Consider the following 17,773-nt stretch of genomic DNA (forward strand, 5'->3'; position numbering starts at 1 on the left):
CACGAACGCCCGCTTCGAGGAGGAATGGCAATGAACGAATTCGTCAGCATGCTCAACGGCATCATCTGGAGCCCGGCCCTGATCTACCTGTGCCTGGGCACCGGCTTGTATTTTTCGGTGCGCACCCGTTTCATGCAGGTGCGCGGTTTCAATGAAATGATCCGCCTCACCTTCAGCGGCAAGAGCTCGCCGTCCGGCGTGTCGTCCTTCCAGGCGCTGACCATGTCGCTGTCGGGCCGGGTCGGCACCGGCAACATCGCCGGCGTGGCCACCGCCATCACCTTCGGTGGCCCCGGCGCGATCTTCTGGATGTGGACCGTCGCCTTCCTCGGCGCCTCGACCGCCTTCGTCGAATCCACCCTGGCGCAGATCTACAAGGAGCGCGACGACGAGGGCATGTATCGCGGCGGCCCGGCCTACTACATCGAGAAGTGCATGGGGCAGAAGTGGTACGCCTGGATCTTCGCGCTGTCGACCGCCATCGCCATGGGCCTGCTGATGCCCGGCGTACAGGCCAACAGCATCGCCTCCGGCCTTCAGACGGCCTGGGGCGTGTCGCCGGCGGTCAGCGCGGCGATCATCGTGGTGGTGCTCGGCTTCATCATCTTCGGCGGCGTCAAGCGCATCGCCCTGTTCGCCGAGATCGTGGTGCCCTTCATGGCGCTGGCCTATATCCTGGTGGCGCTGGTGATCGTGTTCCTCAACATCGAGCGGGTGCCGGACATGATCGCGCTGATCTTCAAGAGCGCCTTCGGCCTCGAGGCCGGCTTCGGCGCGGTGCTCGGTCTGGCAGTGCAGTGGGGCGTCAAGCGCGGCGTGTATTCCAACGAGGCCGGCCAGGGTTCCGGCCCGCACCCGGCCGCCGCGGCCGAGGTGTCGCACCCGGCCAAGCAGGGCTATGTGCAGGCCTTCTCTGTGTATATCGACACGCTCTTCGTGTGCTCGGCGACCGCCTTCATGCTGCTGTCGACCGGCATGTACAACGTCCAGGGCCCCGACGGCGCGATGCTGGTCAACGGCCTGCCGGGCATGGATGCCGGCCCCGGCTACACCCAGGCGGCGGTCGAGTCGGTGATGCCCGGCTTCGGCTCCACCTTCGTGGCGCTGGCGCTGTTCTTCTTCGCCTTCACCACCATCGTCGCCTATTACTACATGGCGGAAACCAACCTGGCCTACATCAACCGCAAGGTGCACCGGCCGTGGCTGTACTTCGCGCTCAAGATCGCCGTCATGGCGGCGGTGACATACGGCTCGGTCAAGAGTGCCGGCGCTGCGTGGGACCTGGGCGACGTGGGCGTGGGGATCATGGCCTGGCTCAACATCATCGCCATCCTGATCATCCAGAAACCCGCACTGCTGGCGCTCAAGGACTACGAGCAGCAGAAGAAGGCGGGCAAGGATCCGATCTTCGACCCTGAAAAGCTCGGCATCCGCAACGCCCATTTCTGGGTCGACCGCAAGTAAGCGATCGCCCGCCAAGCCGGCAGAACGCCGCCCGCGAGTCTTCGCCGGCGGCGTTTTGTCGGTGTGGACCGGGTGTCAGGCGTTTGCCTCGGCGCTCGGCGAGCGGGCCAGCGTGCGCACGCCGGTGCGCAGGCCGCGGCCGCCGGCCATCAGGCCGCGGATTCGCCCGCCGTCGATGGCCAGGGTGACATCGATGCGGCTCGGCGAGGGCGGCGCCATGAAGCGCCCCTGCTCGATCACCACATGCGCCTGCCCGTGCGCGAAAAAGTCGTAGAGCACGCAGGCCAGCGGCCCGGCGGCCATGCCGGTGGCGCTCTCTTCATCGACGCCGTAGCGCGGCATGAACATGCGCGCCGTGGCGTCGGCCGCGGTGGCGGCGCGATCGACGGTGAACACGTAGTAGCCGATCAGGTCGAGGCGCTCGGTGATGTCGGCGATGGCGTCGACGTCGAGCCGCAGGCCGGCCAGATCCTCGCCGCGCCTGACGCCCACCAGCAGGAAACCGTTGCCGGTGCTGACCACCTGCGGCGCAAAGCGCGGATCGAGTTGATGCGCCGCGAGGCCGAGCGAGGCGAGCACCTGCGGCAGGGTCACGCCCGCCGGGGCCCAGTCCGCCGCGGGGCGATAGCGCGGCGCCAGCTGTTCCATATAGGCCGCCCCGTCGGCCAGCACGATGCGGCGCGGGCCGTCGACGGTTTCCTTCGACGTCTCGCCATCGCTCACCCGCCCGAGGGCATGCAGCAAGGTGAAGGTGGCGATCGTGGCATGGCCGCAATGCGCGATGCGGCGCTTGGGCGTGAAAAAGTCGAGCTTCACGCCCTCGGTGGCCGAGCGCGAGACGAAGGCCGTCTCCGACAGGCCGACCTCAGCGGCGATGGCCTGCATGCGCGCCTCGTCGAGGTCGTCGGCGTCGAGCACCACGCCGGCCGGGTTGCCGCCCGCGCCCTCATGCACGAAGGCACTGACGATATGGACTTGTTGCATCAGTCCGGTGTCCGGTTCATGCTTTTTCATGATTGACTCCCGTGTTTCAGTGGCTTGAAAACATGGGACAACGTTACGCCTCGTGGTGGCCGCCACCTAGCCATCCCGTAGCATCAGTGCATGAGGAATTCTCATGAATCAATCGCCGCGCGATCCGTCGCTGGGCAAACTGCTCCAGGCGCTCGACCTGCTGGCCGAGGTCTATGAGGCCGGTAGTTTTTCGCGCGCCGCCGAGCGTCTCGGGATCGACCAGAGCGCCGTCAGCCATCGCGTGCGGGCGCTCGAAGCGGCGCTCGGTTTTACGCTCTTCGAACGCACCACCCGGCGGGTGACGCCGACCCGTGCCGGCACCCTGCTGTGCCAGGCCGCCGGCCGCGCCAGCGCCGACCTGGCACAGGCGCTGGCGGCGGCTCGCGAGCTGCGCAGCGGCGGGGCGATCCGCCTGTCGGTGCCTTCCTCGCTGGCCATGAAATGGCTGGTGCCGCGCCTGGCCGACGCGCGGCGCGACGGCCTCGACCTGTCGCTCGAGGTGCGCGAAGACCTCGCCGCGCTCGACCAGGGCCAGATCGACGCGGCCATCCGCTTCGGCCCCGGCCCCTATCCGGGGCACCATGCGCAGCGGCTGGCGCGCTGCCGGCTCCAGCCGGTCGCCAGCCCGGCCTACCTGCGCCATGCCGGCGTGTCGGCGGAAGGCGCATCGCTTATCGGGCTCGGCCGCCTCGCCGACCGCCGCGGCGAGCAGGACGGCACCCGCTTCAGCTGGGCCGACTACCTGGTCGCGAGCGGTGGCGGGCCCATCGACGGCCCGGCGCCGATGTACTTCGACCGTGCCGACCTGATGCTGCAGGCGGCCATCGGCGGCCTGGGCGTCGCCCTGGGGCGCAGCCTGCTGATCGAGGACGACATCCGCCTCGGCCTGCTGGTGCCGGTGGGGCCGTCGGCGCCCTCGGCCTCGGACTACTGGCTGGTGACGCGCTACGAGTCGGCGGATACCGAGTCGATGAACCGCCTGATGCGTTGGCTCGAACGCGGTATCGCCCATACGCTGGCGGCGGGCTGAGCGCGGGCGGAGTCTGCCGCGCCAGCCAGCCACCTCGGCCTTGTCGCCGACCGCTTTGTACCGGGCTCTTCCGGCGCCGCGCCGCTATCTTAGGGGTTTGCTCCCTGCCGAGACCCTGCGATGGACATCCTCAAGATTGCCGCTTTTTCCGATGGCGACACCGGCGGCAACCCCGCCGGCGTGCTGATCGCCGACACCCTGCCGCCGGCGGCCGATATGCAGCGCATCGCCGCCGAAGTGGGGTTTTCCGAAACGGTGTTCGCCGCCCCAGAGGGCGAGGGGTGGCGCGTTCGCTACTACTCGCCCGAAGCCGAGGTGCTGTTCTGCGGCCATGCCACCATCGCGCTCGGCGCGGCGCTGGCGCTGCGCCAGGGCGACGGCGTGTTCGCGCTGGCGCTCAAGCAGGCGGACATCACCGTCGAAGGCGCGCGCGAAGGCGGTGTCATTCGGGCCGCCCTGCAGTCACCGCCGACGCGCAGCGCGCCGGTCGATGAGGCCGCGGTCGACGCCGCGCTCGACCTGTTCGGCTATCGCCGCTCCGATCTCGACCCGCGCCTGCCGCCTGCCCGCATCCACGGCGGCATCGACCATTTGCTGCTGGCGCTCAAGGACCGCGCCGCCCTGGCCGCCATGCGCTACGAGCTCGATGCCGGCCGGCGCTTCATGATCGACAACGGCTTCGGCACGGTGGTGCTGGCCTGGGCCGAGGGGCCGCAGCGCTTCCACACCCGCAACCCCTTCGCCACCGGCGGGGTGTACGAAGACCCGGCCACCGGCGCCGCCACGGCCGCGCTGGCCGGCTATCTGCGCGACATCGGCTGGCCGCACCAGGGGCATATCGACGTGGTGCAGGGCGAAGACATGGGCATGCGGTCTTTGTTGTCGGCCGACATCCCGCCTGAGCCGGGCAGCGCGATCCGGGTGTATGGCATGGCGCGACAGATGGCTGACTGAGCGTCGCGCTCAGCGTTTGGGCCAGACCCAGGCCGGCCCTTCGCGGTCATTGGCGTTTTCGATGCGGGTCTCGCCCAGCACCTTGTGCAGCACGATGGACTGGCACGCGGGCTGCGACTCCAGCGTGGCGATGAGCCGCGAGGCATGCGAGACCACGATGATCTGCGTGTGCCCGCTGGCTTGCACGATCAGCCGGCCCAGCGCCGGCAGCAGATCGGGGTGCAGACTGGTTTCCGGCTCGTTGAGGACCAGCAGTTCGGGCGGGCGCGGCGTGAGCAGGGCGGCGATCAGCAAGAGATAGCGCAGCGTGCCGTCGGACAGCTCGGCCGCGCGCAGCGGGCGCAGCAGCCCGTGTTGCTGCATGCGTGTTTCGAAGCGCCCATCCTCGCTTTGCGAGATGTCCAGGCTGGCGCCGGGGAAGGCGTCGTCGACGGCGCGGTCGAGCCGCTCGGCATCGCCGATCTCGCGGATGGTCTGCAGCGCCGCGGCCAGATCGGCGCCGTCATGGCCGAGCACCGGCGTATAGGTGCCTACCTGGGGCTGGCGGGCGGGGGCGTCGGCGTCTGCGCGAAAGTGGTCGTAGAAGCGCCAGGCGCGGATGCGTTCGCGCAACACCCACATCTCAGGCGCGTTCTTCGGGTCGGCGCATTGCGCCATCATGCTGTCGAAGGCCGACAGGTGCTGATCGATTGTGTCCCAGTCGCCCGAGTCGCGGCGGATCCGCACCAGCGGGCCGTGGCGCTCGACCAGCTGCGAGGCGGGGCGCAACACCGGGCCGTTCCACAGGCTCTCGCGCTTGATCGCCGGGTCGAGCGTGAACGCCGAGCGGCTCGGCGCCGGAAAACCCAGATCGACCGCGTAGCCGAAATCGTCGGTCGCAAAGCCCAGGCGCAGGCTCACCGGATGTTTGCGCGTCGTGCCCTGCACCGGATGCTCGCCGCGCAGCACCGAGGCGGCCATGCGCTCCGGGCCGGCCCAGAGCGTCGACTGCACGCCGCCCTCGCGCGCCAGGGAGGTCACCAGCTGCCCCTGTGCCGTGTCGGCGAGCAGGCGCAGTGCGCGGTAGAGGCTGGACTTGCCGCTGCCGTTGGCGCCGGTGACCACGGTCAGCCGGGTCAGCGGTACGACCAGGTCACGCAGGGAGCGATAGCCGGCAATGGCGAGAGTGTTGAGCATGGGGCGCGCCGGGTCGAAAAGCCGCAGTATATGCCGATGCGCTGACGACCCCGGCGGATCAGGGCGCGTGCGCCGCTTCACCCATGAAGTCTGAAAAACAGCGCTGCAGGAAGTCCATGGTGGCGCGGATCTTGGGGGCCCGGTCGCGCTCGGCGAGGATGGCCGCGTAGATCGGATGACGGCTCGGCGCCATGTAGCTGCCGAGCACCGGCCGGAGCCGGCCTTGCGCAACCATCGCTGTCGCCAGCACATCGTTGAGCCGGGCGATGCCTGCGCCGGCCAGCGCCAGCGACACCACGGCGGCGCTGCTGTTGGCACGCACCTGCCCGTCCACCTCCCGTGTGAGCGGCGCACCGTCAATCACGAACGCCCAGCGGTTGTGCTGGGGTGCGGCGAGATTGCTGATCAGCGTGTGGTCGTCGAGATCGGCCGGCGTGCGCGGGGTGCCGTGTGTGTCGAGGTAGCCCGGGGCCGCGTACAGGGCGCGGCCATGCGTGCCCAATGGCCGCACGATCATCGTGTCGGCCGGCGGCACGCCGGCGCGCACGGCGATGTCGATGCCTTCCCCGGCCAGGCTGGCCATGCGGTCGTCGATATGCAGGTCGACCGACAGCCGTGGGTGCATGACGCGCAGGCGGGCGAGCTGGGGAATCAGCACATGCTCGGCCAGCAACTGGCCGACGCCGATGCACACCCGGCCGCTGACCGAGCGGCTGCGGTCGCTCAGTTCGTCCTGCAGCTGCCGCTGTGCCTCGACCACCCGCCGTGCATGGTCGAGAAACAGCGCGCCGTCGTCCGTCAGCGAGAGGCCGTGGGTGCTCCGGTGTACCAGGCGCAGCGCGCATTCGGCCTCGATGCGCGCCAGTGCGCGGGAGATGCGGCTGGGCACCACGTTGCGCGCGCGGGCGACGGTGGACAGCGAGCCGGCCGCGGCGATCTCGATGAAGAGCGAAAAGTCATCCAGGCTGAGTTGGTTCATGGTTGTGCATTTTCTGCACAAGCCTTGTGTGAGGCAAGCGGTTTCGGGCGGGGTGGGGATGCGGCACAGTTCGCGGCGTCGACATCGACATCCCGAAGCTGCTCAATCCGCACAACACAAGGAATACAAACGATGCCCATCTCAATCCAACTCAGCCAGGGCCTGCTCACGCCGCAGGGCGAGCGCGAGGTGTTTCCCCAGGTGGCCGACGCCCTGCTCGCAGTGCATGGTCTGCGCGGTAATGCATTTCTTGCACCGGTGGTGATCGGCCATGTGGACATCTACCCCGAGGGCACGAGCTACGCCGGCGGGCAGGCGCAGTCGCTGGCGGTGGTGGAGGTCAAGATCCCGGCCATGACCTTTCCCGAGCAATCGGTGAAGGCCGCCTTCGTCGACGCGGTGACCGACATCATCGACCGCCTCAAGGCCGGCGACCATCCGCGGGCGCGTACCTTCGTGAATGTGACCTACACCGTCGACGGCACCTGGGGCATCGGCGGCAAGGCCTACACCAACGAAGCGCTGGGCGCGGCGATTGCCGCGGCGGCCTGAGAGCATGGCAAGGGTGGCGGCCTACCGGCTGCTGCACACCATGCTCCGGGTGGGCGATCTGACGCGTTCGATCGCCTTCTACACCGAGGTGCTGGGTATGCGGCTGCTGCGCCGCTGCGACTACCCAGATGGACGCTTCACGGTAGGGCGTGCTCACTGTAGATCCATCGGTTCCGTTGGGCCCGAATGCGTCCGATACAAGGCGCGCGACGCCGCTCAGGGTGGCCCCCTGAGCAAGGAGCGCAACGCGGTAGCGGGCGCATTCGGACCCAACCCGAAGGGCTCGCCTGCCTTGGTGCCCATTGCTGCGTTGCGCCTCCTCGCCTGGGGGCCACCCAGGCCGCGTCGGCGCGCCTTGCACTGGGCACCAAGGCAGGCGAGCGGAACCGATGGATCTACAGTGAGCACGCCCTTGCCTTCGTGGGCTATGCCGACGAAGCCGAGGGCGCGGTGCTGGAGCTGACCTGGAACTGGGATCGGCCGACTTACACCCTCGGCACGGCCTACGGCCACATCGCCATCGCGGTGCCCGACCTGGCCGCCACCTGCCGCGCGCTGGCGCTGGCCGGGGTGCCCATCCCCCGGCCGCCCGGCCCCATGGCCCATGACGCCGACGAACACATCGCCTTCATCGAAGACCCCGACGGCTATCGCATCGAACTGATCGAGAAGCCGTAACCCGACACGCAAGGAGACGCTCATGCCGCTCGTTCGCATCAACCTTTCCGAGGCGACCTCGCCGCAGGTCGCGCAGATTCTTTCCGACGTCGTTCATCAGGCGCTGGTCGACACCTTCAACGTGCCGCCCGACGACCGCTTCCAGATCATCGATCGCCATGCCGCGGGCGACATCGTGTGCGCCGAGGAATATCTTGGCATCCGGCATTCGGCGCGGGTGGTGTTCGTGCAGATCGTCTGCGCGCCGGGGCGCACGGTGGACATGAAGCAGGCGCTCTACGCTAGGATTGCGGCTCAGGTCGAGGCCCGTACCGACATCAGCGCCCGCGACGTCATCATCCATCTGGTGGAGTCGGCGCGCGAGAACTGGTCGTTCGGCAACGGCGTCGCTCAGTACGTGCCGGCGAGCGCTTCCCGGTAGCGTCATCCCGGTCATGCCATCCATTCCCTCTCCATCGAGAAATGCCCATGTCTTCGATCAACGCAAAAACCTATGAGGCGGCCTCCGCCGCCCGAACCGCCTTTCTCGGCCTCGGCGTCATGGGCCTGCCCATGGCCGGCCACCTGGCGCGCGCCGGCCATGCGGTGACGGTCTACAACCGCAGCCCCGCCAAGGCCGACGCCTGGGTGGCCGAGTTCGGCGGCGCCTCGGAGCCCACGCCGGCCGAGGCTGCCCGCGATGCCGACATCGTGTTTTGCTGCGTCGGCAACGACGACGACCTGCGCGCCGTCACCCTCGGCCCCGACGGCGCCTTCGCCGGCATGAAGCGGGGCGCCATCTTCGTCGACCACACCACGGCCTCGGCCGATGTGGCGCGCGAGCTGTCGGCCGCCGCCGAGGCGCTGGGCCTGCAGTTCATCGACGCGCCGGTGTCCGGCGGCCAGGCCGGCGCGCAGAACGGCATGCTGACCGTGATGTGCGGCGGCAACGCGGCCGCCTTCGACACCGTCAAGCCGGTGGCCATGGCCTTTGCCCGCGCCTTCACCCGGCTGGGCGAGAGCGGTGCCGGGCAGCTGGCCAAAATGGTCAACCAGATCGCCATCGCCGGGCTGGTGCAGGGTCTGGCCGAGGCCATCGCCTTCGGCCAGAAGGCCGGGCTGGACATGAAGCAGGTGCTGGACGTCATCGGCAAGGGCGCCGCGCAGAGCTGGCAGATGGACAACCGCGGCACCACCATGGTGGACGACAAGTTCGACTTCGGCTTTGCGGTGGACTGGATGCGCAAGGACCTCGGCCTGGTGCTCGACGAGGCCCGCCGCAACGGCGCCCGCCTGCCGGTGACGGCGCTGGTCGACCAGTTCTATGCCGACGTGCAGACCATGGGCGGCAACCGCTGGGACACCTCCAGCCTGATCCGCCGGCTGAGGTAAGCCCCGCCCCCGCGCGGGGTGGCGGATGTGAAAAGACCGGCAGGTGGAGCTGCCGGTCTTTTTTACGCTTCCGGTGTCGTCACCGTGTGGGGCGGGTTTCAAGCCGCCAAGGTCGGCTGACGCCGACCCTACGCGGCGCCCCCGCCTCAGCGGCCGTCCACCGTGCCATCACGGCGCTTGTCGGCGCCACCGATCAGGAGGATGCCATCCTTCTTGCCGGGATGCCACGGGTAGCCGTGGTGCCACGGTTTGCCCGGGTGGCCGTGCTTCCAATGAGGGCCCTTGCCGTACGGGGGACGATGCTTGTCCTGATGCACCACATGGATGATCGACAGCCCGCTTTCGAGCCGGTCGGCCACGTTCACCGGATGGCCACGCGCCTGCAGCTGCGCGGCCAGCGCGTCGGCGTCGTAGGGGAGGGTGATGCCGGCAATGGTGCGCTCGATCTCGGTCGACCCGTTGCGGTTCTGGTAGTGCGGGGTGTTGATCGATTCCTGCGGATCGAGGCCGAAGTCGATGTGATTGACGATCGATTGCGCCGTGTAGCCGATGATGCGCGAGCCGCCCGGCGAGCCGGTGACCAGCTCGACCCGGCCCTGATCGTCGAACACGATGCTCGGCGACATCGAACTGCGCGGCCGCTTGTTGGGCTGCACCCGGTTGGCCACCGGCATGCCGTTGCTCTCCGGGCTGAACGAGAAGTCCGTCAGCTCGTTGTTGAGCAGGAAGCCGCGCACCATCACCCCGTTGCCGAAGGAGCTCTCGATGGTGGTGGTCATCGACAAGGCGTTGCCGTAGCGGTCGACGATCGAGATATGGCTGGTGCCGCTGAGCTTGGCCCGGTTGTCCGGCGCGCTCGGGTCGAAGTTGCCCGGGGGCGTGCCCGGTGCGGCGGTGCCCATGTCCTGCTCGCCGATCAGCGCGGCGCGGCTGGCGAGGTAGGTTTTGTCGAGCATGCCCTCGACCGGCACGGTGACGAAGTCGGTGTCGCCCACATACAGCCCGCGGTCGGCAAAGGCCAGCCGGCCGGCCTCGGCAAACAGGTGCACATTGCGCTCATCGAGCGGATCGCCGGTCAGATCGAAGTTCTCCAGAATGCCCAGGATCTGCCCCACCGCCAGCGCGCCGGAGGAGGGCGGCCCCATGCCGCACACGTTGTGGCCGCGGTACTCGAAGCACACCGGCGCACGCTCGATCACCTCGTAGTTGGCCAGATCGGCCACCGTCATGTCGCCGGGAATGGCCAGGTCGCCCTGCACCGCAGCGGCGATGTCGGCGGCGATATCGCCATGGTAGAAGGCGTCGGCGCCGCGGCGCATCATCTTGAGGGTGTGCGCGTAGTCCTTGTTGCGGATCAGCGTGCCGGCCGGCTTGGCGGTGCAATCCGGGTTGGCGAAGTAGGCAAAGGCCACCGGATCGCGGAAGAAGATCCGGTTGCTGCATGACGGGTTGGCCGCCAGCAGCCCCGCCACCTGGCTGGAGGTGCGCTCCGTCAGCTTGAAGCCGCGCTGCGCCAGGCTGATCGCCGGCTGAAACAGCCGCGGCCACGGCAGGCGGCCATAGCGCTCGTGCACCACTTCCATGATGCGAGGCGTGCCCGGCACCCCCACCGACAGGCCGCTCTGCCAAGCCGTGGTGAAGCCCAGCCCGGCAAAGCGGTCTTCCGTGGCGGCGGCCGGTGCCTTCTCGCGGCCGTCGAAAGTCGTCGTCGTGCGCGTGGCCGCGTCGTAATACACCACGAACGCACCGCCCCCGATGCCGCTCGCCTGCGGTTCCACCAGGCCGAGCACCGCCTGCGCCGCCACCATGGCATCCGCCGCCGTACCGCCGTTTTTCAACACTTTGGCGCCCGCCGCACTGGCCAGCGGGTTGGCCGTGACGATCATCTCGCGGTCTTTCTCGACCGCTTGCGCCAGGGCTTGGGCGCCGGCCGGCACGGCCGACAACACAAGGCCCGCCGTGGCGATCACGCCAACCAGACGGGCCTTGAAAGACGGTCGCTTCGACCAGGGAATGGGGTTCAACGGTGACTCGTGCATGGCGCCTATCCTCCGTATGAGAAATAGGAATGAACATGACATTCATTCCATACGAAGAAAGTTAGTCGAGCGATCCTCCGGTGTCCATGAAGAATGTGGTCGCCTGATCGGGCTGAGGCTGCCCGATTCCCGGTGAGCGTCGGGAGGTGGTGCGCCATGCCTCCCATTTGGGAGGTGCGCGACTTTCGGTCGAGCCGTAGCGTTCGGGGCATGTTCACCCACTGAGAGAGCCCCATGAAAAAAAGGGAATCACGAACGCTGCGCACGCGCGTCGTCTGGTGTGCCGCGGGACTGGCCGCCACGGCCTTGGTCTCGCCGCTCGCCGCACAGGTGCCGGCCAAGGCGGATCTGGTCGTCCGCAACGGTCCGATCTACACCATGGCGGACGAGCAATCGCGGGTCGAGGCCTTCGCGGTCCGCGACGGGCGCTATGTGTTCCGCGGCTCGAATACCGAGGTGATGGCCTATGTCGGCCCCGACACGCAGATCCTTGATCTGCACGGGACCCAGATGGCCATGCCCGGCATCAACGATGTCCATATGCATCCGCTCGATGGCGCCTACGAGGATTTGTATGCCTGCAACATGGCGCCCAATCTCCCCTTGCCCGCGGTGCTCGCGCGCGTGGCGGACTGTGTGCAGCGCGCCGAGCCGGGCGACTGGATCGTCGGTGCCGCCTGGGGCAGCGGCCTGATCCCGGAGGTGTCGACCGCCGACGCGCTCGCCGCACTCGACAAGGTCAGCGGCGCTCACCCGGTCGTCTTGCGCGATGACAGTTTCCACAACCGGTGGGTCAATAGCGAAGTGATGCGGCGAGTCGGCATCACGGCCGAGAGCATCAGCCCCCCGGGGAGCGAAATCGTCAAGGACGCGGCCTCGGGCGCGCCCTCCGGGCTGCTCAAGGAGTTTCCCGCCTTCCTCGCGGTGATGAAGCAGATTCCGCCACGGACGCCCGAGCGGCAGACCCAAGCGGCGATCGCCGCCGGCAAGACCTTGAACGCCTTTGGCATCACCGGCGCTCAGGATGCCTTCGATTCCGAAGCGATCCTCAAGATCTGGCACCAGGTCGACCGCGAACACGGGCTGCCCTTCCACATGGTGGCCTCCTTGTCGGCGATGCCGCCGGAACACCCGGGCGATCGCACCGGCATCGATCTGGTGGACGTCCGCGACCAGTACCGCAGCGCTAATGTTCGCCCGGCGTTTGCCAAGCTGTTTCTCGATGGTGTGCCGCCGGCGCGCACCGCCAAGTTCCTCGCCCCTTACCTGCCGGACCACCAGCACGGAAACAACTACAGCGGCGAGGCCAAGTACACGCTCGAACAACTCACCGATCTGCTGACCGCGCTGGACAAGCGTGGGGTCCCGGTCAAGATGCACGCCACCGGGGACGGGTCGGTCCGCCTCGCGCTCGACGCCATCGAAGCGGTGCGCAAACGCAACGGGCCAGACGGGCCGCAACATCAGATTGCCCATGCCAGCTTCATTGCTCCCGACGACATCCCCCGGTTTGCGCAGCTCGATGTCGTGGCGGACATCTCTCCGATGCTGTGGTTTCCGAGCGGGATCCACATGGCCATCGCCTCCGTGATCGGCAAGGCGCGTGCCGATCTGTTCTTTCCGGTCAAATCGCTGGTTCAGGCCGGCGCCCTGGTGGCCGGCGGTTCAGATTGGCCGGCCGGGCAGCCAACGGCCAATCCCTGGATCGGCATCGAGGGGCTGGTCACCCGCAAGGACCCAATGGGCATTTTCCCCGGAGCCCTGTGGGCCAAGCAGGCGGTCGATCTGCCCACCGCGCTGCGGATCTACACCCGCAACAGCGCCGAGGCGATGGGCCTGGGCCAGGAAACCGGCTCGATCGAAGTCGGCAAGTCGGCCGATTTCATCGTGCTCGACCAAGACATCCTGCAGCTGCCCGTCGAGCAGATTCACACCGTGATGCCGCAACGCACCTTCTTCAAGGGCAAGCAGGTCCACGCGCGCCCAGAGGGCAGCTGACGATCTCGATCGAGGCCGTCCGCTGCGAATGACGAAGCCCGCCCCGCGCATCCCGCGCAGGGCAGAGGCCCTGCAAGACGCTTTTCAAAAGCCATAACAAGCGCTCAGCGCCACAAAACAACAGGAGACCCCTCATGACGATTCATTCCAAGCACCCCCGCGCCGTTTCCCGGATCTTTCTGGGGATTGGCCTCTCAGCGCTGGCAGCGACCGCCGCCGCCGTCGAAGGTGGCGCCCCGATCACGCCGTTCGGCATCTACGATTTCGGCGCCGGCATCGCGCCGCCGCCATCGCCCGTGGCCGCGATCGGTGTGCGCGCGAACTTCTATCAAGCCGATCAAATCCGGGACAACGACGGCAAACGCAGCCCGGTCGACACCACCCTGCGGGCCAACAGCTTCGGCGTGGCTGTCCTGAAGATGACCGACACCAAGATATTCGGCGCCAACTACGGCTTCTCGGTGGTTGTCCCGGTGCTCGACATGAACCTCGACTTGGGCATCCCCACCCCCGGCGGGACGGTCAAGCTGTCGGACAGCAATGCCGCCCAGGGCGACATCACGGTGACGCCGGTGATGCTCCAATGGGTCTCGCCCGGGCTGTTCCAACTCGCCTCGCTGCAGATCCAGGCGCCCACCGGCTATTACCGGAAAGACAACCTGATCAACCCCGGCACCAATCACTGGACCATTTCACCGACCTATGCGTTCACCTACATCACACAGGGCGGCTTCGAAGTGTCGTCGAACATCCAGCTGAATTTCCACACGCGCAACAACGACACCAACTACCGCTCCGGCGTTGAATACCAGCATGAATTTGCCGTCGGCCAACATGTCGGTCCATTCACCCTGGGCGTGGGCGGCTACTACTACCAGCAGATCACCGATGACGATGCGCAAGGACTGACCAACGGCAACCGGGCGCGGGTCGCTGCCCTGGGGCCGGCGTTGAGCTTCTTCTCGCCCGGCGCGCTGGTGCCCACCTTCTGGGTCCATGCCTACCGCGAGTTCGGTGCGCGCAACCGGGCGCAGGGCTCCCTGATCACCCTCAGGGCCGCCTGGACCTTCTGACGGCGCACTGCCCCGCAACGGGAAAGCCCTTCCGCCGACGGGCGGGGGCTTTCCCGTTTGCCTCAAACCGGCGAAACACCCGCCACGCGCGGGTTCATCGGAGCACCTTTGGCGCCCGCTCGACGAATTGCACGGCAGCGGACGACAGCACCACACGGACCAGCTCGGCCTGACGGCTCACCCCGGTTTTTGAGAAAACCTGCTTGAGCTGCCCCCGCACCGTCCCGATAGATACACCGCGAAGTCGCGCAGACTCCTCCAGCGTCTTCCCCTCGACCAATGCCGACACCAGCTGCCCTTCCGCCGGCGTCAGTCCGAGCAGATCGGCAACCGCAGCCGGCGCAACGCTCGCCCCGGCACACGTGCGGGAGACCGCCACCAGCACCGACCCGGCGTATCCCTGCGGGTGTTGAGCATGTCGCCGGAAGGGCTGGACGCTCAGATGCAGGGCATCGACCCCCGAGTCCCCCAAGGCAAGATAGCGATCCGCGCCGCCCGAGCCGGCAAGCGCCACATCGGCGATCGCTTCTTGCAGACGACTTGCGTCTGTCGTACGGCGCGCCCGGAGACAGTCGTCTGCGCTCAGGCGCAAGGCCGAGTCCGATGCCAGCAAGGCCTCGGCGCTGTGGTTCATCCAGAGCACCCGACCGTCGAGATCGCAGAGCAGAATGCCGCAGCCAAGGCGGTCGAACACCTGCGTCATGGCGGCGTTGGCTTCCTGGTCCGCTCGGCGGCGAGTCGCCAGCCCGAACGCCTGTACGACATGCTGCGAAAAGTGCGACAGCCAGGCCACCTGATCCCCCGAAAAATCGGCCTGATCGGCAATGGCGCGATGCAGCGCCAGGGTCAGATAGCGATCGGCGTCGATCTGCTGAAGGTAGCCGACAAACCGGTTCAGCCCAATTTCGGCCAGCTTGTCTTCCAGCCGGTGGCGGGCGATCTCGCCACGCTCGAACAGGTCGTCATCGCGGACGACCCGGTTGAGCCCCCGCGCGATCCGGCGCAACTCGAGCCTTGGGTTTCCGTCAGCGGACAGGTCGGCCGTTAGCGAGCGATGCGACTGGCGCGACTGCGAGTCGAGTTCGAGCTGCTCGAGCCGCAGCCCGGAACGCGTCACCCGGACCGACTGGATCACCGCCGAGCATGCCCCCGTCTCCCGGCACAGCCCGTCGAGCAAGGGCGTCCACCGACTGGCATCGCCAGCGCAGGCATACAGATCGAGCAACAAGGATTCTTTTCCATTCACGTCGCGCGCCCCCTCTGTGGGTCTGGAAAATTTTTTTGATAGAAGTATCACACTCCTTGATATGTGATGGGGCGCAATCGCACCGCACCATGACTTTCGCCACTCCGTGCCGCCACCGCCATCGCCGCCTTGGGGATGTGCTCGAACGGCCCTGCCTTGCGACCTTTTCGCCCGATCTGCGTCTATCCAAAGGCATCGATCCAGATGCGACCAACAGGAGCTGTCCATGAAACGTTTTCACGTCCATATTTCGGTCAAGCACATCGACGAAAGCATCGCCTTCTACACCAAGCTGTTCGGCCTGCCGCCGGCCAAACGACAGGAGGACTACGCCAAGTGGATGCTCGACGACCCCCGCATCAACTTCGCGATCTCCGCCAGAGGCCACGCCGTGGGGCTCAACCACTTCGGCTTCCAGGCCGACTCCGCCGACGCGCTGGCCGAACTCAAAACCCTGGCCGAATCGGCCGCAGCCGGCGAAGTGCTCGACCAGGGAGATGCAACATGTTGCTACGCCAGGAGCAACAAACACTGGACGCTCGACCCGCAAGGCCTCGCCTGGGAGCACTTCTTCACCCAGGCCGATACCGCCGAATTCGGGCACGACACGGCTGCCCCCTCGGGCGCCTGCTGCATTCCCATGCGCTCCGCAGCGGCGGATGCGCCCCCCGCGGCGCCGGCGTGCTGCCTGCCGAATCAGGCCACCCCGGCGGGCGGCGCCTGCTGTGGCTGACGCGCGGGAGCCGGTGATGGCGCCGGGGCCGGCCGGCGACCTCGGCGCAGCCTTCGCCGCCGTGCGCATCGGCCTGCGCCACTACCTGCGCAAGCGCGTGAGCGACCCCGCGGTGATCGACGATCTGGTCCAGGACGTGTTCGTCAAAGCCTCGGCCGCCATCGCCGCCAACCGCGCCCCCCGCAACCTCACCGGCTGGCTCTATGCCGCGGCGCGCACCACGGTGGCGGACTACTACCGTGCGGCGCGCCCCGTGGCCTGCGAGCTGGATGACGCATTGCCCGACCCGCGCCCGGTCGACGACGAACGCTTCCACCAGGAACTGGCGACCTGCCTGAGGCCCATGATCCAGCAACTGCCCGCGCTCTACCGCGACACCCTGATCGCCACCGACCTGGACGGCACGACGATGCTCGCCCTGGCCCAGGCGCAAGGCGTGTCGCTATCCGCCATCAAAAGCCGCGCCAGCCGCGCCCGGCGCATGCTCAAGGAAAAGCTGCTCGCGTGCTGCGTGGTGGAAATGTCGAACGGCCTGGTCACCGACTACCACCGCCGCGCACCCGGGGGGTGTGGCGATGGCTGTGGATGAAACGGTTGAGTCATGAAGGTGAGGCGGGTCACCCGGCCGGTGCTGTCGTGGCTCAGTTGCAAGAAGTGGCCGGAGGGGGAGGTGAGGCTTTGGAGGTGGCCGTCGGTGGGGCGTGCCGGATAAGGGTTCAATGGTGCTGTGTCCCCCGGTATCGGTCTTCGGCAGCGCCGTGCGCGGTGAAGCGGAACCAAAGGCGGATGACGCGTCGCCCATCCGCCCTACGGATTCCGCCTTACGCGCGTTTGAGGTAGTCGGCCACCAACCCGGCGGGGGCGGTGGCGCGCAGTACCCGTAGCCCGGCCGAGCGCAGCGACGCCGGGATCAGCATCGCCAGTCCGACACGATGTTCCCGGCGTCGGGCCTATGGCCCTCGGCCGGGCTACGCTTGCTGTGTCCCCCGGCATTGGTCTTCGGCTGCGCCGTGCGCGGTGAAGCGAAGCCATACGCGCGTTTTCGTTGATTTCACGATGTTTCAGCAAAGCTCTCAACGACGCCTTGGGCAATGACTATCGGCCCACTAACCAGAGAGATCTCATTGCCCACGCATAGGTCAGTACATCCGGTCAAGATGCCGCGCACGACAACTTCTTCCGTACTCGCTGGGGGCAGTGGGGCGTTCTCTGATCCGACGCTGGCCACAGATGCGGGGTACAGGCTTCCCGAGAGAGATAGGCTCAATCTATCACCCTTCTTTAGCGAAAACTGTGTGCCCGGAGTGATTCTGACTTGGACCTTCAATACAACAATTTTGCCTCTTTTGAATTTTGAGTGGGTAATGCGGGATCCGGGGTGCCGGGCCGTTGGGGTCAAGGGCGGGCGTAGCCCGGCGCAGCGAACCCTTGACGCCAAGGGGCCGGCGATACGCATGGTTCATGGC

16 protein-coding genes and 1 pseudogene are annotated in these 17,773 nt (G+C 67.5%); 12 read left to right on the plus strand and 5 right to left on the minus strand.

Annotated elements, in window-relative coordinates:
* The first annotated feature begins 30 nt into the window (after window positions 1–30).
* The gene (locus I8J34_RS21960) at window positions 31–1,464 is read left to right on the plus strand and encodes an alanine/glycine:cation symporter family protein (protein WP_214363779.1); all 1,434 of its coding nucleotides are present in this window, start codon (window positions 31–33) and stop codon (window positions 1,462–1,464) included.
* 75 nt (window positions 1,465–1,539) lie between these two features.
* On the opposite strand, the gene I8J34_RS21965 is transcribed toward I8J34_RS21960, so the two are convergent.
* Window positions 1,540–2,478, minus strand: coding sequence for a PhzF family phenazine biosynthesis protein (locus I8J34_RS21965; protein WP_214363780.1), 939 nt, complete (start codon window positions 2,476–2,478; stop codon window positions 1,540–1,542).
* A gap of 103 nt (window positions 2,479–2,581) precedes the next feature.
* On the opposite strand from I8J34_RS21965, the gene I8J34_RS21970 reads away from it, so the two are divergent.
* Together I8J34_RS21970 and I8J34_RS21975 are read left to right on the plus strand one after the other, a co-directional pair.
* A complete protein-coding gene (locus tag I8J34_RS21970) occupies window positions 2,582–3,508 on the plus strand; it encodes a LysR substrate-binding domain-containing protein (protein WP_214363781.1) in 927 nt (308 codons plus the stop codon).
* Window positions 3,509–3,628: 120 nt separating this feature from the next.
* Complete coding sequence (locus I8J34_RS21975; RefSeq protein ID WP_214363782.1) at window positions 3,629–4,462, plus strand: PhzF family phenazine biosynthesis protein; 834 nt, start codon at window positions 3,629–3,631, stop codon at window positions 4,460–4,462.
* Window positions 4,463–4,471: 9 nt separating this feature from the next.
* Here the strand turns inward: I8J34_RS21975 and I8J34_RS21980 are convergent, their stop codons facing one another.
* Both I8J34_RS21980 and I8J34_RS21985 read right to left on the minus strand, forming a co-directional pair.
* Window positions 4,472–5,638 (minus strand): AAA family ATPase, encoded by a 1,167-nt coding sequence (locus tag I8J34_RS21980; protein ID WP_214363783.1) that lies wholly within the window; start codon window positions 5,636–5,638, stop codon window positions 4,472–4,474.
* A 58-nt stretch (window positions 5,639–5,696) separates the two neighbouring features.
* The gene (locus tag I8J34_RS21985) at window positions 5,697–6,617 is read right to left on the minus strand and encodes a LysR family transcriptional regulator (RefSeq protein ID WP_214363784.1); all 921 of its coding nucleotides are present in this window, start codon (window positions 6,615–6,617) and stop codon (window positions 5,697–5,699) included.
* Window positions 6,618–6,749: 132 nt separating this feature from the next.
* On the opposite strand from I8J34_RS21985, the gene I8J34_RS21990 reads away from it, so the two are divergent.
* The 5 genes and pseudogenes from I8J34_RS21990 to I8J34_RS22010 all read left to right on the plus strand — a co-directional run bounded on the left by I8J34_RS21990 (window position 6,750) and on the right by I8J34_RS22010 (window position 9,218).
* Window positions 6,750–7,169, plus strand: coding sequence for a tautomerase family protein (locus I8J34_RS21990; protein ID WP_214363785.1), 420 nt, complete (start codon window positions 6,750–6,752; stop codon window positions 7,167–7,169).
* 4 nt (window positions 7,170–7,173) lie between these two features.
* Window positions 7,174–7,314, plus strand: a pseudogene (locus tag I8J34_RS25315) (VOC family protein); the annotation flags it as partial.
* A 275-nt stretch (window positions 7,315–7,589) separates the two neighbouring features.
* A complete protein-coding gene (locus I8J34_RS24730; protein ID WP_230411958.1) occupies window positions 7,590–7,847 on the plus strand; it encodes a VOC family protein in 258 nt (85 codons plus the stop codon).
* A gap of 22 nt (window positions 7,848–7,869) precedes the next feature.
* Window positions 7,870–8,268 (plus strand): tautomerase family protein, encoded by a 399-nt coding sequence (locus I8J34_RS22005; RefSeq protein WP_214363787.1) that lies wholly within the window; start codon window positions 7,870–7,872, stop codon window positions 8,266–8,268.
* 47 nt (window positions 8,269–8,315) lie between these two features.
* Window positions 8,316–9,218: an NAD(P)-dependent oxidoreductase gene (locus I8J34_RS22010; RefSeq protein WP_214363788.1), complete on the plus strand. Its 903-nt coding sequence runs from the start codon at window positions 8,316–8,318 to the stop codon at window positions 9,216–9,218.
* Window positions 9,219–9,364: 146 nt separating this feature from the next.
* Here I8J34_RS22010 and ggt read toward each other — a convergent pair whose 3' ends face one another.
* Window positions 9,365–11,257, minus strand: a complete 1,893-nt coding sequence (gene ggt / locus I8J34_RS22015; protein WP_214363789.1) for a gamma-glutamyltransferase — start codon at window positions 11,255–11,257, stop codon at window positions 9,365–9,367.
* 234 nt (window positions 11,258–11,491) lie between these two features.
* Here ggt and I8J34_RS22020 point away from each other — a divergent pair, with 234 nt between their 5' ends.
* Both I8J34_RS22020 and I8J34_RS22025 read left to right on the plus strand, forming a co-directional pair.
* Window positions 11,492–13,255, plus strand: coding sequence for an amidohydrolase (locus I8J34_RS22020; protein WP_214363790.1), 1,764 nt, complete (start codon window positions 11,492–11,494; stop codon window positions 13,253–13,255).
* A gap of 134 nt (window positions 13,256–13,389) precedes the next feature.
* Window positions 13,390–14,328 carry a SphA family protein gene (locus I8J34_RS22025; RefSeq protein WP_214363791.1) on the plus strand — a complete coding sequence of 313 codons (939 nt, stop codon included), beginning with the start codon at window positions 13,390–13,392 and terminating at the stop codon, window positions 14,326–14,328.
* Between the two features lie 94 nt (window positions 14,329–14,422).
* On the opposite strand, the gene I8J34_RS22030 is transcribed toward I8J34_RS22025, so the two are convergent.
* Window positions 14,423–15,556: a helix-turn-helix transcriptional regulator gene (locus I8J34_RS22030; protein WP_214363792.1), complete on the minus strand. Its 1,134-nt coding sequence runs from the start codon at window positions 15,554–15,556 to the stop codon at window positions 14,423–14,425.
* A 244-nt stretch (window positions 15,557–15,800) separates the two neighbouring features.
* On the opposite strand from I8J34_RS22030, the gene I8J34_RS22035 reads away from it, so the two are divergent.
* Window positions 15,801–16,307, plus strand: a complete 507-nt coding sequence (locus I8J34_RS22035) for an ArsI/CadI family heavy metal resistance metalloenzyme (RefSeq protein WP_214363793.1) — start codon at window positions 15,801–15,803, stop codon at window positions 16,305–16,307.
* Window positions 16,300–16,896 carry a sigma-70 family RNA polymerase sigma factor gene (locus I8J34_RS22040; RefSeq protein WP_214363794.1) on the plus strand — a complete coding sequence of 199 codons (597 nt, stop codon included), beginning with the start codon at window positions 16,300–16,302 and terminating at the stop codon, window positions 16,894–16,896. Before I8J34_RS22035 ends, I8J34_RS22040 begins: the two co-directional genes overlap by 8 nt.
* Window positions 16,897–17,773 lie beyond the last annotated feature (877 nt).

It is taken from the genome of Denitromonas iodatirespirans, from assembly GCF_018524365.1.
Taxonomy (GTDB): Bacteria; Pseudomonadota; Gammaproteobacteria; order Burkholderiales; family Rhodocyclaceae; genus Nitrogeniibacter; species Nitrogeniibacter iodatirespirans.